The sequence below is a fragment of the Geodermatophilus sp. SYSU D00691 genome (genome assembly GCF_054050275.1).
In genome coordinates this window covers 43,404-57,004 of sequence record NZ_JBJGYZ010000037.1, presented here as the reverse complement: position 1 = coordinate 57,004, position 13,601 = coordinate 43,404, and the positions used below count along the sequence as shown (strand labels likewise).

The 13,601-nt window shown below is 75.3% G+C and carries 12 protein-coding genes and 2 pseudogenes; 9 read left to right on the top strand and 5 right to left on the bottom strand.

Translation table 11 applies throughout. The features are described 5' to 3' along the window. The coding region (locus ACI797_RS22830; protein WP_456861705.1) for a protein kinase domain-containing protein at window positions 1–416 on the bottom strand (416 nt) is incomplete at its 3' end. Between the two features lie 67 nt (window positions 417–483). On the opposite strand from ACI797_RS22830, the gene ACI797_RS22825 reads away from it, so the two are divergent. Both ACI797_RS22825 and ACI797_RS22820 read left to right on the top strand, forming a co-directional pair. Further along, window positions 484–1,719, top strand: a complete 1,236-nt coding sequence (locus ACI797_RS22825; RefSeq protein WP_456861703.1) for an NAD(P)/FAD-dependent oxidoreductase — start codon at window positions 484–486, stop codon at window positions 1,717–1,719. Beyond that, window positions 1,719–2,453, top strand: a complete 735-nt coding sequence (locus ACI797_RS22820) for a Type 1 glutamine amidotransferase-like domain-containing protein (protein WP_456861701.1) — start codon at window positions 1,719–1,721, stop codon at window positions 2,451–2,453. The genes ACI797_RS22825 and ACI797_RS22820 overlap by 1 nt, the downstream gene beginning before the upstream one ends. Before the next feature lie 29 nt (window positions 2,454–2,482). On the opposite strand, the gene ACI797_RS22815 is transcribed toward ACI797_RS22820, so the two are convergent. Beyond that, on the bottom strand, window positions 2,483–3,136 hold the full coding sequence (locus tag ACI797_RS22815; RefSeq protein WP_456861699.1) for a hypothetical protein: 654 nt from the start codon (window positions 3,134–3,136) through the stop codon (window positions 2,483–2,485). A 94-nt stretch (window positions 3,137–3,230) separates the two neighbouring features. On the opposite strand from ACI797_RS22815, the gene lipB reads away from it, so the two are divergent. Further along, on the top strand, window positions 3,231–3,890 hold the full coding sequence (gene lipB, locus ACI797_RS22810; RefSeq protein WP_456861698.1) for a lipoyl(octanoyl) transferase LipB: 660 nt from the start codon (window positions 3,231–3,233) through the stop codon (window positions 3,888–3,890). Between the two features lie 23 nt (window positions 3,891–3,913). Here lipB and leuS read toward each other — a convergent pair whose 3' ends face one another. After that, complete coding sequence (leuS, locus tag ACI797_RS22805) at window positions 3,914–6,805, bottom strand: leucine--tRNA ligase (protein WP_456861696.1); 2,892 nt, start codon at window positions 6,803–6,805, stop codon at window positions 3,914–3,916. A 343-nt stretch (window positions 6,806–7,148) separates the two neighbouring features. Here leuS and ACI797_RS22800 point away from each other — a divergent pair. Both ACI797_RS22800 and ACI797_RS22795 read left to right on the top strand, forming a co-directional pair. Then, a pseudogene (locus ACI797_RS22800) lies at window positions 7,149–7,391 on the top strand (GGDEF domain-containing protein); the annotation flags it as partial. A 10-nt stretch (window positions 7,392–7,401) separates the two neighbouring features. Then, window positions 7,402–7,629: pseudogene (locus ACI797_RS22795) on the top strand (hypothetical protein); the annotation flags it as partial. Between the two features lie 213 nt (window positions 7,630–7,842). Here the strand turns inward: ACI797_RS22795 and ACI797_RS22790 are convergent. Then, on the bottom strand, window positions 7,843–8,790 hold the full coding sequence (locus tag ACI797_RS22790; RefSeq protein WP_456861694.1) for a helix-turn-helix transcriptional regulator: 948 nt from the start codon (window positions 8,788–8,790) through the stop codon (window positions 7,843–7,845). A gap of 61 nt (window positions 8,791–8,851) precedes the next feature. Between ACI797_RS22790 and ACI797_RS22785 the strand changes: the two genes are divergently transcribed. Then, window positions 8,852–9,454: a TIGR03086 family metal-binding protein gene (locus ACI797_RS22785; protein WP_456861692.1), complete on the top strand. Its 603-nt coding sequence runs from the start codon at window positions 8,852–8,854 to the stop codon at window positions 9,452–9,454. Between the two features lie 16 nt (window positions 9,455–9,470). Here ACI797_RS22785 and ACI797_RS22780 read toward each other — a convergent pair whose 3' ends face one another. Beyond that, window positions 9,471–10,400 (bottom strand): LLM class F420-dependent oxidoreductase, encoded by a 930-nt coding sequence (locus ACI797_RS22780; protein WP_456861691.1) that lies wholly within the window; start codon window positions 10,398–10,400, stop codon window positions 9,471–9,473. A 114-nt stretch (window positions 10,401–10,514) separates the two neighbouring features. Between ACI797_RS22780 and ACI797_RS22775 the strand changes: the two genes are divergently transcribed. The 3 genes from ACI797_RS22775 (at window position 10,515) to ACI797_RS22765 (ending at window position 13,600) form a co-directional block, all read left to right on the top strand. Beyond that, a complete protein-coding gene (locus tag ACI797_RS22775) occupies window positions 10,515–11,666 on the top strand; it encodes a hypothetical protein (RefSeq protein ID WP_456861689.1) in 1,152 nt (383 codons plus the stop codon). Between the two features lie 81 nt (window positions 11,667–11,747). Continuing rightward, on the top strand, window positions 11,748–12,722 hold the full coding sequence (gene lipA, locus ACI797_RS22770) for a lipoyl synthase (protein WP_456861687.1): 975 nt from the start codon (window positions 11,748–11,750) through the stop codon (window positions 12,720–12,722). 38 nt (window positions 12,723–12,760) lie between these two features. After that, complete coding sequence (locus ACI797_RS22765) at window positions 12,761–13,600, top strand: DUF4191 domain-containing protein (RefSeq protein WP_456861685.1); 840 nt, start codon at window positions 12,761–12,763, stop codon at window positions 13,598–13,600. Window position 13,601 lies beyond the last annotated feature (1 nt).

Sequence of the window (13,601 nt, the reverse complement as noted above, 5' to 3'; positions counted from 1 at the left end):
TTGAGGGGGGGGGGGCCGCGGCCGGGGGGGGGGCGGGCCGGCGGGGGGGCCGCGCCCGCCCCCCCCCCCCCCCCCCCCCCCCCCGCCCCCCCCCCCCCCCCCCGGGCCAGCAGCTGCGCGAGGCTGCCGCCGGGCAGCAGGTCGAGGACCAGCGCCACCCGCGCCGGGCCGCCGCGCCGGGGCTGGTGGACGACCTCGCGCAGCCGCACGAGGTGGGGGTGGTCGAGCCCGCCGAGCAGCGCCGCCTCGCGGGCCTGCCGCTCGGGATCGCCGGCGACGAGCACCTTGACCGCCACCGGCGCACCGCCGCGGCGCGGCACCGCCCGCCACACCTCGCCGGAGCCGCCGCGGCCGAGCAGCTCCTGCAGCGTGTAGCCGGGGACGACCGGGGGGCTGGTCTCGGCGGGCGCGGTCACGGTCGGACGCTAGGCGGACGGGGCCACCGAGCGCGGGCGTTGTCCACAGGCCCTAGGTTCGACGGCGATGTCCCTCCCCTCCCGCGCCGAGGTCGTGGTCGTCGGCGCCGGTCTCGCGGGCCTGTCCGCGGCCACCCGCCTCGCCGCGGCCGGCTGCGACGTCCACGTGCTGGAGGCCGCCGGGCACGTCGGCGGCCGGCTGGCCACCGACCGGGTCGACGGGTTCGTCGTCGACCGCGGCTTCCAGGTGCTCAACACCGGCTACCCCCGGGCGGCCGACCTCGACCTGGCGGCGCTGGAGATGGGCTTCTTCGAGCGCGGCGCCGTCCTCCGGGTGGACGGCGGCACCCACCGCGTCGTCGACCCCCGCCGCCGGCCCACCGCGCTGCCGGGCACCCTGGCGGCGCCGCTGGGGGCGCCGTGGCACAAGGCGGCGATCGCGGCCTTCTCCGCCCGGGCCGCGTACGCGCCCGTCGGGCGGCTGCTGCGGGCGCCGGAGCGCACCGCCGAGGAGGCCCTGCGGCGCGCCGGGGTGGGGACCGCCGCGGTGGAGCGCTTCTTCCGGCCGTTCCTCGCCGGCGTGCTGCTCGAGGCGGAGCTGGCCACGTCCAGCCGCTATCTCGACCTGCTCTGGCGCAGCTTCGCCCGAGGCGAGATCGGCCTGCCGGCCGACGGCATGCAGGCGGTCGGCGAACAGCTGGCCGCGCAGCTCGACCCGGAGCGGGTGCACCTGCGCACCGGCGTGGACGCGGTCGACGGGCACGGCGTCACCACCGCCACCGGGCGCACCCGGGCCGACGCCGTCGTCGTCGCCACCGACCCCGGCACCGCCGCCGCCCTGCTGCCCGGGGTCGAGGCGGCGGCGCCGCGGCAGGTGACCACGCACCTGCACGTGCTGCCCGCCTCGCCGTGGCCGTCGCCGCTGCTGGTGCTCGGGCAGCCGGGCGGGCGCCTGGTGAACTCCGTCGTCCTCACCGACGCCCAGCCCCGCTACTCCCCCGACGGCCGGGCGCTGGTGTCCCGCTCGACCCTCGACCCGACCCGCGAGGCGGACGTGCGCGACGAGATCGCCCGCGCCCACGACGTCGCCCCGGGCGACCTCGAGCACCTGACGACGACCACCGTGACCGGCGCCCAGCCGGCCGCGCTGCCGCCGCTGCAGCTGCGCCGCCCCGTCGACCTCGGCGGCGGCGTGTTCGTCTGCGGCGACCACCGCGACACCCCGTCCATCCAGGGCGCCATGGCCAGCGGCGCGCGGTGCGCCCGCGCCGTGCTGCGCGCCGTCCGCCCGAACGGAGCCTGATGCCCGCCGCCGCCCCCACGATCCTGGCCACCAGCATCGGCTTCGACAGCCGCGGCCGCGGGCCCTACGACTGGGCGCCCGGGCCGGTCTTCGACCTCGCGTTCGAGCTGGCCGGGGCGCCGGCGCGCCCGAAGCTCTGCTACCTGGGCACCGCGACCGGCGACGACCCGGTGCGCATCGCCGGCGTGTACGGCGCGTTCGCCGGCAGCGGCGTGGAGGTCAGCCACCTCAGCCTGTTCACGATGCCGACCGTGCCCGACGTGCGGGCCCACCTGCTCGCCCAGGACGTCGTCTGGGTGGGCGGCGGCAGCGTGGCCAACCTGCTCGCGGTCTGGCGGGTGCACGGCCTGGACGAGGTGTTCCGCGAGGTGTGGCGGGCCGGCGTCGTCCTGGGCGGGGTGTCGGCGGGGTCGCTGTGCTGGCACGTCGGCGGGACGACGGACTCCTACGGCCCCGACCTGCGGCCGGTCACCAACGGGCTCGGGCTCATCCCGACCTCCAACGGCGTCCACTACGACTCCGAGGAGCAGCGCCGGCCGCTGTACCACCGGCTGGTCGCCGACGGCACGCTGCCGGCCGGGCACGCGACCGACGACGGCGTCGGCCTGGTCTACCGCCGGACCGAGCTGGTCGAGGCGGTCGCCGACCGGCCGGGCAAGGCCGCCTACCGGGTGGCGAAGGGTGCGGACGGCGCCGTCGTCGAGACCCGCCTGGAGCCGCGCCGACTGCGGTGACGCCCGGCCCGGCCTCCCCAGACGGCTGGTCAGGGGGATGTGGGAAGACCGTCGTGGACGGTCCAGTTGCCCGAGGTCACCGTGAACGTGATGGCCGACGGGTCCTCCAGCAGGACCCGCCGGTCGTCGAGGCTGCAGGGGACGGTGCCCGGAGCCGGGTCGGGCGCCGGGAAGAGCGCGCGGTCGGTATCCGGTCCGCCGGTGCCCTTGCCGTCCACGACGGAGCTGAAGCCGAGCGTTCCGGGGGGCGCGATCACCTCGTTCGAGGACGCGATGACCACGAACCGGTGGATCGAGACGCCGCCGATGGCGGTCAGGCACGTGTACCGGTACGTCAGTTCGACGACGCCGAGCCCCAGCTGGCTGAAATCGAACTGGATCGTGCCACCACCCTTGGGGGCGACACCGTCGCTCTGACCGTCGGTCGTGTCCGTGAACGGCAAGAAGCCGAAGACCGGGTGGACCGCGATGCCCGAGGCCGTGCCCGTCAGCTTGTCCTTGCCGTCAGCGCCGGGCGGCTCGGCGATCGCAGGCGACGACAGCGACCCCAGGAGCACCGCGCACGTGACGAGCCCCGCCGCCACGGCGCCACGCCGTCCTCGATGGGTGGGGAGCATGCGGATCTCCTCCCGGCGATGGCGGTGCCGAGACGTCGACCACGCGGGGGTGACCTGCTCGCACACCGTGTCGAGGGTCCTGCGGCCGGTCGGCGGTCGGACAGGGGCGCAGGTCCCGCCTCGGATTCCGGGGGTGCTGATCGCGGCCTACCCTGGCGGCGTGACCGAGCTCCGGGTGCGTGACCTCCAGGTGCGGCGACTGGGCCTGATCGACTACGAGGAGGCGTGGGCGCGCCAGCGCGAGCTGCACGCCGAGGTCGTCGCGGGCACCGCACCCGACACCCTGCTGCTGCTGGAGCACCCGCCGGTCTACACCGCGGGCAAGCGCACCCTGCCGCACGAGCGCCCGTTCGACGGGACGCCGGTCATCGACGTCGACCGCGGCGGCAAGATCACCTGGCACGGCCCGGGCCAGCTGGTCGGCTACCCGATCGTGCGGCTGACCGACCCGGTCGACGTCGTCGCGCACGTCCGGCGCCTGGAGGAGGCGCTGATGAAGGTCTGCGCCGGCCTCGGCGTCGCCACCGAGCAGGTCGAGGGGCGCAGCGGCGTCTGGGTGCGCGCCGACCAGCGCGGGCCGGACCGCAAGGTCGCCGCGATCGGCGTCCGGGTGGCCAGAGGCGTGACCATGCACGGCTTCGCGCTCAACTGCGACCCCGACATGCGCGCTTTCGCGAACATGATCCCGTGCGGCATCGTCGACGCCGGCGCGACGTCGCTGACCGCCGAGCTCGGCCGCGACGTCCCCGTGGCCGAGGTCATCGACCCGGTCGAGGCCGCGATGCGCGAGGTGCTGACCGGAGTGGATCCGCGCGGGTAACCCGCACGGATCCACTCCGCGCCTCAGCCGAGGACGAAGTTGACCAGGCGGCCGGGGACGGCGACGACGCGGCGCACCGACTTCCCGTCGAGGTAGCCGGCGACCCTCTCGTCGGCCCGCGCCGCGGCCTCCAGCGCCGCGGCGTCGGCGTCGGCCGGCACCCGCACCTGCGCCCGCACCTTGCCGTCGACCTGCACCGCCACCTCAACGGTGTCCTCGACCAGCCAGCGCTCGTCGGCCACCGGGAACGCGTGCCAGGCCAGCGACTGCGCGTGCCCCAGCCGTGCCCACATCTCCTCGGCCACGTGCGGGGCCAGCGGCGCCAGCATCAGCACCAGCGGCTCGGCCACCGACCGCGGCACCGGCGAGTCCGCCCCGTACACCTGCGTCAGGTGGTTGGTCAGCTCGGTGATCCGTGCGATCGCGATGTTGAACCGCAGCGTCGAGAACCCGTCGCGGACCCCGGCGATCGCCCGGTGCAGCGCTCGCAGGGTCTCCTCGCCCGGCTCGACGTCGGCGGCGCGGACCTCACCGGTCTGCTCGTCGACGACCACACGCCAGATCCGCTGCAGCAGCCGCTGCGAGCCGACGACCGCCTTGGTCTCCCACGGCCGCGACTGGTCCAGCGGGCCGGTCGACATCTCGTAGACGCGGAAGGTGTCGGCGCCGTACTGCCCGATCATCTCGTCGGGGGTGACCATGTTCTTCAGGCTCTTGCCGATCTTCCCGTACTCGCGGTTGACCGGCTTGCCCTCGAAGAAGAACTGCCCGTCCTTCTCCTCCACCTCGGCGGCGGGCACGTAGAAGCCGCGCTCGTCGGTGTAGGCGTAGGCCGAGATGTAGCCCTGGTTGACCAGCCGCCGGAACGGCTCCTCGCTGCTGACGTAGCCCAGGTCGAACAGCACCTTGTGCCAGAAGCGGGCGTACAGCAGGTGCAGCACGGCGTGCTCGACGCCGCCGACGTACAGGTCGACGCCGCCGACGTCCCCGGCCCCGCGCGGGCCCAGCCAGTACGCCTCCAGCTCGGGGTCGACCATGCGCTCGTCGTCGCCCGGGTCCAGGTAGCGCAGGTAGTACCAGCACGAGCCGGCCCAGTTGGGCATCGTGTTGGTCTCGCGCCGGTACTTCTTCGGGCCGTCGCCCAGGTCCAGCTCGACCGTCGTCCAGTCGGTGGCGCGCGACAGCGGCGGCTCGGGCTTGGAGTCGGCGTCGTCGTCGGCGAAGGTCTTCGGCGAGTAGTCGTCGACCTCGGGCAGCAGCACCGGCAGCAGCGAGTCGGGGACGGCGATGGGCAGGTCGTCCTCGTCGTAGACGACGGGGAACGGCTCGCCCCAGTAGCGCTGCCGGCTGAACAGCCAGTCGCGCAGCTTGTAGGTGGTCGTCGCCTGCCCGGAGCCCTTCGCCACCAGCCAGTCGGTGATCCGGGCGATGGCGGCGGCCTTGTCCAGGCCGTCCAGCGACACCTCGTCGTTGGCGGAGTTGATCATGCGGCCGGGGCCGGTGTACGCGCCGCTCTCGTCGTCGAAGCCCTCGGGGCGCTCGACGGTCGGGATGATCTCCAGCCCGAACTTCCGCGCGAACTCCCAGTCGCGGGTGTCCTCGCCGGGGACGGCCATGATCGCGCCGGTGCCGTAGCCGGTCAGCACGTAGTCGGCGATGAACACCGGCAGCTCGCGGCCGTTGACCGGGTTGACGGCGGTGGTGCCCAGCCAGACGCCGGTCTTCTCGCGCGCCTCGTTCTGCCGGTCCAGCTCCGAGCGCCGGGACGCCTGCAGCTGGTAGTCGGCCACCGCCTCGCGCGGGGTAGCCCCGCCGCCGGTCCACCGCGGGTCGGTGCCGTCCGGCCACGCGTCGGCGGTCAGCGCCTCGACCAGCGGGTGCTCCGGCGCCAGCACCATGTAGGTGGCGCCGAACAGCGTGTCGGGGCGGGTGGTGAAGACCTCGATCGTCTCGTCGCCGCACGAGAACCCGATCCGGGCACCGGCGGACCGGCCGATCCAGTTGCGCTGCATCTGCTTCAGCGAGTCCGACCAGTCCAGCCGGTCCAGGTCGTCCAGCAGCCGCTCGGCGTAGCTGGTGATCCGCATCATCCACTGGGTCAGCGGACGGCGGAACACCGGGAAGTTGCCGCGCTCGGAGCGCCCGTCGGGCGTGACCTCCTCGTTCGACAGCACGGTGCCCAGGCCGGGGCACCAGTTCACCGGCGCCTCGTGCAGGTAGGCCAGCCGGTGCGCGTCGACGACCTTGCGCTTCTCGACGTCGTCCAGCTCGGCCCAGGGGCGGCCGAACGGGTTGGTGCCCTCACCGGGCTCGCGGGTGCCGGCGTCCAGCTCGGCCACCAGCTCCTCGATGCGACGCGCCTTGCCGGCGTCCTCGTCGAACCAGGAGCCGAAGATCTGCAGGAAGATCCACTGCGTCCACTTGTAGTAGCCGGGGTCGATCGTGGCGAACGACCGCCGGTCGTCGTGGTCGACGCCCAGCCGGCGCAGCTGCGCCTTGATCGCGGCGATGTTGGCCTCGGTGGTGACCCGCGGGTGCTGCCCGGTCTGCACCGCGTACTGCTCGGCCGGCAGGCCGAAGGCGTCGTAGCCCATCGGGTGCAGCACGTTGTCGCCGTCCATCCGGCGGAACCGGCTGGTGACGTCGGTGCCCAGGTAGCCCAGCGGGTGGCCGACGTGCAGCCCGGCGCCGGAGGGGTACGGGAACATGTCCATCACGAAGAACTTGGGCCGGCCGGCCACGGCGTCGAAGCCGGCCGACAGCCGCCCGGTCGGGTTCGGCGTGTGGAACGTGCCCTCGGCCTCCCAGCGGTTCTGCCAGGCCAGCTCGATCCGCTGCGCCAGCGCCGGGGTGTAGCGGTGCGGCGGGACCTCACCGTTCTGCTCGGCGCTCGCCTGGCTCGCCGTCTGGCTCATCGTCCTGCGCTCCTTCTGGATCCGGTGGGTGGGCAGAAAAAAACCCCTCGCGCAGGAGGGGTCGCCGTGCTGTCCGAACTGGTCAGGTCAGCACGGCCGCGGAAGAAGCAGTCCACCGGACACGGCACCAGCGTACCGCTCCCCCGGCCCGGCCGACGACGCACGCCCGGGACGGCGCCCTCCCCCCTTTCGGAGGAGCCCGTCACCCCCGCCGTTCGGTTCCGTCCGGATTCGTGCCGGATCGCTCCTCCGTGACCAGCGAGCCGCGACGGGGTGGGGCATCCGAGCGGGTGTCGCGCCGGCTCGTGCTGCTGACCGTGGGGTGTTGCTCACCTGGGTTGCCATGGGCACCGGTCTGGTCTTCGCCCGGCTCGGCGGCGACGAGTTCGCCGTCCTGCTGCCGGACGCCGACGTCGACCGGGCCCAGGAGCTGGCGCGGCGGCTGCACGCGCGGCTGCGCGAGCCGTTCACGGTGGAGGGCGTGCGGCTGCGCGTCGGCGTGAGCATCGGCGTGGCCACCGCCCCGGTGCCGCCGGCCACCGTGCACGACCTCCTGCGCTGCGCCGACGTGGCCATGTACGCGGCGAAGGCCGCCCGTGACGGCGTCCGCGTCCACGTCCCCGACCCCTCGACCGGCCTGGGCGACCGGCTGCGGACCATGGACGAGCTGCGGACCGCGCTGGACCGCGACGAGATCCTGGTGCACCTGCAGCCCCAGGTCCGCCTCCCCGACGGCGTGGTACCTGCGGTACCTGCCGGCCGACGAGCTCAAGCTCGACCGCAGTCTCACCGCCGACGTCGACCACGACCTGCACGCCGCCGCGATCGTCCGGCACACGGCCGCGCTCGCCCACGACCTCGGCCTGCGGCTGGTGGCCGAGGGGTCGAGGACGACGCGACCGGCCAGGTGCTCGCCCGCCTGGGCTGCGACACCGCGCAGGGGTACGGGATCGCCCGGCCGATGCCGCCGGCCGACTTCCCCGGGTGGCTGGCCGCCCGGCGGTCCGCGCTGCTCGACGAGGCCCCTGCCTGAGCCGTCACGGGTCGCCGTAGAGCCGGCGCAGGTCGTCGGCGACGCGCCGCAGGTGCGGGCGGGCCTCGGGCGTGGTGATCTCCAGCCGGTGCCCGAAGCCGGCGAACTGCGCGGCGAGCACCTCCACCGACGGGCCGGCGAGCTCCACGGCCACCCGCCCGTCCGGGTCCGGCTCGCCCACGGCCACCTGGGCCGGGCCGGACCAGCGGCGCAGCAGCGGCACCAGCGACGGGTCGGCCAGCGCCTGCACCCGCGCCCCGGCCCGGCGCTGCTCCACCTCCCCCGCGCTGGCCTCCCAGGCGGCGCGCAGGTCGAAACCGTCGGGTCGCCGCACCGGGGCGCCGGTCGGCGTCACCGCGGTGACGCGGCCCACCCGGAACGTGCGCACCCCCGCCTCGGTCCCCGCGATCAGGTACCAGACACCGGCCTTGGTCACGAGCCCCAGCGGTGAGACGGTCCGGGTGGACGGCGCCTTCGCCCTCCCGGCGTAGCCGAGGACGACCTGCTCGCCGTCGACGACGGCCCGCTGCAGCGCCGGCAGGTGCGGCGGCTCCGGCGGCGCGGACCGCCCCCACGAGGCGGCGTCGACCACGACGGCCTCGCCCGCCGCCCGGGCGCCCTCGCGCAGCGGCGCCGGCAGCGCCCCGAGCAGTTTGCGCAGCGCCGCCTCGACGGCCGGGGCGGCCGCCACCGCGGAGCCCGCGGCCAGGAACAGCGCCCGCGCCTCGTCCACGGTCAGCCCGGTCAGGTCGGTCCGGGCCCCACCCACCAGCGACCAGCCACCGCCGCGGCCCGGCGAGCTGTACACCGGCACGCCGGCCAGCCCGAGCGCCTCGAGGTCGCGGCGCGCGGTCCGCTCCGAGATCTCCAGATCCCGGGCGACCTGCGCGGCGGTCACCCGGCCCTTCGACTGCAGCAGCAGGAGGACGGCGATCAGGCGGTCGGCGCGCACGTCCGAGGACTATCGCGGAAACTGGCCAGGAGGTGGCCGGTTTCCGCGCGAGGGTGGCCGCATGACGACCTCCACCGCTCCCCTGACCGATCCCCGCCCGGCCTTCGCCACGGCGACCGCGACCGCCGTCGCCGTCCTCGCCGCCGTCCGGCCCGACCAGCTCGCCGGCCGCACCCCGTGCCCGAAGTACGACGTCCGGGCGCTGGTCGGCCACCTCGTCTCCGTGCTGCGACGGGTCGCTGCCGTCGGCCGGGGCGAGCACCCCTTCTCGGTGCCGCAGGTGACCACCGGCGTCCCCGACGACGGCTGGGGTGCCGCCGCACGCGCCGCCGCCGACGACGTCCTCGCCGTCTGGGCCGACGACGCGCTGCTCGGGCGGCAGCTCGTGCTGCCGTTCGGCACCTTCCCGGGCGCCGCCGCGCTGGCGACCTACACCGGGGAGGTCACGACCCACACCTGGGACGTCGCCGTCGCCACCGGTCAGACGCCGGCCTGGGACGACGACGTGGTGGCCCGGGCGCTCGCCGCGGCGCAGCGGGCGCTCCCCGCCGACCGCCGGGGCCCGGAGGTGCCGTTCGGCGACGTCGTGCCGACCGCGGAGGACGCGGCCGGCATCGACCGGCTGGTCGCCTGGCAGGGCCGCGACCCGCGTTGGACCCCCTGAGCGCGCCGGTGGCGCCTCAGCCGAGCTGGGGCGCCACCTCGGCGGCCACCAGGTCGAGGTGGTCGAGGTCGGCGAGGTCCAGCACCTGCAGATACACCCGCGAGGCCCCTGCCTCGGCGAAGCGCCCGAGGGTGTCGACGGCCTCGGCCGGCGTGCCCGCGACCCCGTTCGCCCGCACCTCGTCGACGTCGTGGCCGATCGCCGCGGCCCGTCGGGCGAGTTCGGCGTCGTCCTTGCCGACGCAGAGCACCAGCGCCGAGCTGTACACCACCGAGCCCGGGTCGCGACCGGCCTCCTCGCAGGCCGCGCGGACGCCGGTGAACAGCCGGGCGTTGGTCTCGGCCGACTCGAACGGCACGTTGAACTCGGCCGCGTACCGGGCGGCCAGGCGCGGCGTCCGCTTGGCGCCCTTGCCGCCGATGATCACCGGGATCCCGCCGTCCTGGACCGGCTTGGGCAGCGCCGGCGAGCCGGACACCTGGTAGTGCCGGCCGTCGAAGTCGAAGGTCTGCCCCTGCGGGGTGCGCCACAGGCCGGTGATGAGGGCCACCTGCTCCTCGTAGCGGTCGAACCGCTCCCCCAGCTCCGGGAACGGGATGGCGTACGCGGTGTGCTCGGCCTCGAACCAGCCGGCGCCGATGCCGAACTCCACCCGGCCGCCGCTCATCTGGTCGACCTGCGCGACCGCGATGGCCAGCGGACCGGGCAGCCGGAACGTCGCCGCGGTCATCAGCGTGCCCAGCCGGATCCGCGAGGTCTCGCGCGCGAGACCGCCGAGGGTGACCCACGCATCGGTCGGGCCGGGCAGGCCGTCGCCGCCCATGGCCAGGTAGTGGTCGGAGCGGAAGAAGGCGTCGAAGCCCGTCTCCTCGGTCCGCCGCGCGACGGCGAGCAGGTCGTCGTAGGTGGCGCCCTGTTGGGGTTCGGTGAAGATCCGCAGCTGCACGGCCCGACGCTAGCCAGCCCCGGCCCCGGCCGCGCACCGGGCCGTCCCGGGGTGTGCTCGCCGCCGGGACCGGGCAGGATGGCGACAAGTCGATCTTTTCGAGAGGTGCATGCCGTGTTCCGCAAGAAGACGCGAGGCGAGGTCATCAGCGCCGAGCTGCAGGAAGGCCTCAGCCACCTCGGGACGGCGGTGACCGAGGCCGCCCACGCGGTCGCGGACGAGCTGGCTCCCCGGGTGGGGGCGGCCCGCGGGGCCGCGGCGCCCAAGGTGGCCGCCGCCGTCGCCGCCGCCGCCCCGGTGGTCACCAGCGCCCGCGAGGCCATCGCCCCGCGGGTCGAGGCCGCCCGGGAGGCGGTCGGCCCCCGGGTCGAGGCCGCGATGGAGGCGCTCACGCCCCGCTACGAGGCCGCCCGCGGGGCCGCCGCCCCGCGCGTGGAGGCCGCCCGTGCCGCCGCGGTCAAGGCCGCGGCCGACCTCGGCCCCCGGGTCGAGGCCGCCCGCGAGGCGCTGGAGAAGGACGTCCTGCCCAAGCTGGTCACCACCCAGGCGGCCGCGCTGGCCTACGCGACGCCGAAGGTGCTCGCGGCCCGCGAGGCGGTGACGGCCGCGGCCGAGTCGGCGCTGCACGAGCTCGAGGCCCGCCGCGAGGAGCTCGCCGCCACCACCGCGGAGGCGCGCAAGAAGGCGGCGAAGAAGGCGAAGAAGCAGCGCCGGGAGCTCGAGAAGAAGGCGGCGAGGACCGCCACCACGGTCAAGCGCAAGGTGGGCGTCGAGCCGGAGCCGCGGCGCTGGCCGTGGCTGCTCGCCGCCCTGGCCGTCGGCGCCGCCGCGTTCGCGGTGCTCCGCCGGCTCCGGGGGTCCGACGACTCCTGGACCCCCGCGCCGGCCGGTGACGGCCCGGTGCCCAGCTACCGGGAGGACCCCGTGCCCAGCAGCCCCAGCACGTCCGGCGGCGATGCCGGCAAGGCCGTGTCCACGGCCGACACCACGCCCGGCGACGCCACCCCGGCCGACAGCGACCTCGGCGAGCAGCCCCAGCAGCTGGCGTACGGCGGCGCCGAGAACGAGAGCACGCCGGAGCCCGCGTCGAGCACCAGCAACGACGCGACGCTGACCACCGCCACCGCGGCCCCGGAGGACCAGCCGCAGACGGCGCCGGACGCCACCGGCAGCGGCGGCGCCGGCAGCGCGGGCACCGCCGGGGGCACCGGCGGCGCCACGGGTTCCGGGAAGACCGACAAGCTGAACCCGCAGGACCCCGCGTAAGCAGCCCCGAACGGGCGAACGCCCCGGACGAGCCCCCGCGCTCGTCCGGGGCGTTCGCACGTCGGGGGTACCGTGGCGACCATGACGGAGACGGCCGTACCGACCACTGATCCGGGTTCTCCGATCGGGCCGGGCGGCCGCAAACTGCTGCGCCTCGAGGTCCGCAACAGCCAGGTCCCGATCGAGCGCAAGCCCGAGTGGATCAAGACCCGGCTGCGCACCGGGCCGGAGTACACCGAGCTGAAGTCGCTGGTCCGCCGCGAGGGGCTGCACACGGTCTGCGAGGAGGCCGGCTGCCCCAACATCTACGAGTGCTGGGAGGACCGCGAGGCGACCTTCCTCATCGGCGGCGACCAGTGCACCCGGCGCTGCGACTTCTGCCAGATCGACACCGGCAAGCCGGCCGCCTTCGACGCCGACGAGCCCCGGCGGGTCGCCGAGAGCGTCGCCACCATGGGTCTGCGCTACGCCACGGTCACCGGCGTCGCCCGCGACGACCTGCCCGACGGCGGCGCGTGGCTGTACGCCGAGACGGTGCGGCAGATCCACGCCGCCGTCCCCGGCTGCGGCGTCGAGCTGCTCATCCCCGACTTCGACGCCGACCCCGACCAGCTGGCCGAGGTCTTCGGCTCCCGGCCCGAGGTGCTGGCGCACAACGTCGAGACCGTGCCGCGGATCTTCCGCCGCATCCGCCCCGGCTTCCGCTTCGAGCGGTCGCTGTCGGTGCTCACCGCCGCCCGCGAGGCCGGCCTGGTCACCAAGTCCAACCTGATCCTGGGCATGGGCGAGGAGCCGCACGAGGTCGTCGAGACCATGCAGGCCCTGCACGACGCCGGCTGCGACCTCCTGACGATCACGCAGTACCTGCGCCCGTCGGTGCGCCACCACCCCGTCGTCCGCTGGGTCAAGCCCGACGAGTTCGTGGGTTTCCGCGAGCAGGCCGAGGAGATCGGCTTCGCCGGGGTGCTGGCCGGGCCGCTCGTCCGCAGTTCGTACCGCGCCGGCCGGCTGTACCAGCTGGCGGTCGAGGCGCGCGGGATGTCCGCGCAGGCCTGATCCCCGGGACGGCGTCGCCGCGCCCTTATCCTAGGGGCATGGCACGCAGCAAGCCCACAGACAACCCCGCTCCCAGCGGCAAGGCCGGGCGTGGCCCGGGGGCCGGCGGGCGGGGGCGCGGCGCTGCGTCCTCCGGGTCGTCGGCGGCGTCGGGCAAGGCCGGCAAGGGCGGCGGCAAGGGCGAGAAGAAGCCGGGTCGGCTGAAGCGGTTCGGCCGCCAGCTGGGCATGATCAAGCAGGCGTACTCGCTGACCCGCAAGAACGACCCGAAGCTGCCCTGGATCCTGCTGATCACCTTCGTCGCGGTCTTCGCGGTCATCGAGGTGATCGCGATCCTGGTGGGCTCGCCGTTCCTGTTCCTGCCCATCGCGGTCCTGCTCGCCGCGCTGGTCGCGCTGATCGTCTTCGGCCGGCGCGCGCAGGGCACCGCCTACCGGCAGGTCGAGGGCCAGCCCGGCGCCGCGTCGTGGGTGCTGGACGGCATGCGCGGCGACTGGCAGGTCACCTCGGGTGTCGCCGGCACCCCGCAGCTCGACGCCGTCCACCGGGTGACCGGCCGGCCGGGGATCATCCTGGTCGGCGAGGGCGCGCCCAACCGCGTGCGCAACCTGCTGGCGCAGGAGAAGAAGAAGATCGCCCGCGTGGTCGGCGACACCCCGATCTACGACATCGTCGTCGGCGACGACGAGGGCCAGGTGCCGCTGCGCAAGCTGTCGGCACACGTGATGAAGCTGCCCCGCAACCTCAGCGGTGGCGAGGTCAACGCGCTGCGCCGCCGCATGGGCGCGCTCGGCGGGCCGAAGATGCCGGTGCCCGGCGGTCCGCTGCCCGGCGGTCGGCAGATGACGATCAGCCAGCGCCAGGTCCGCCGCCGCTGAG

Excerpts from the sequence above, each read along its gene's own strand:
- leuS (WP_456861696.1), bottom strand. The coding sequence starts at position 6,805 with ATGAGCCAGACGGCGAGCCAGGCGAGCGCCGAGCAGAACGGTGAGGTC.
- ACI797_RS22785 (WP_456861692.1), top strand. The coding sequence starts at position 8,852 with ATGACGACCTCCACCGCTCCCCTGACCGATCCCCGCCCGGCCTTCGCC.
- ACI797_RS22820 (WP_456861701.1), top strand. The coding sequence starts at position 1,719 with ATGCCCGCCGCCGCCCCCACGATCCTGGCCACCAGCATCGGCTTCGAC.
- ACI797_RS22765 (WP_456861685.1), top strand. The coding sequence starts at position 12,761 with ATGGCACGCAGCAAGCCCACAGACAACCCCGCTCCCAGCGGCAAGGCC.
- ACI797_RS22825 (WP_456861703.1), top strand. The coding sequence starts at position 484 with ATGTCCCTCCCCTCCCGCGCCGAGGTCGTGGTCGTCGGCGCCGGTCTC.
- lipA (WP_456861687.1), top strand. The coding sequence starts at position 11,748 with ATGACGGAGACGGCCGTACCGACCACTGATCCGGGTTCTCCGATCGGG.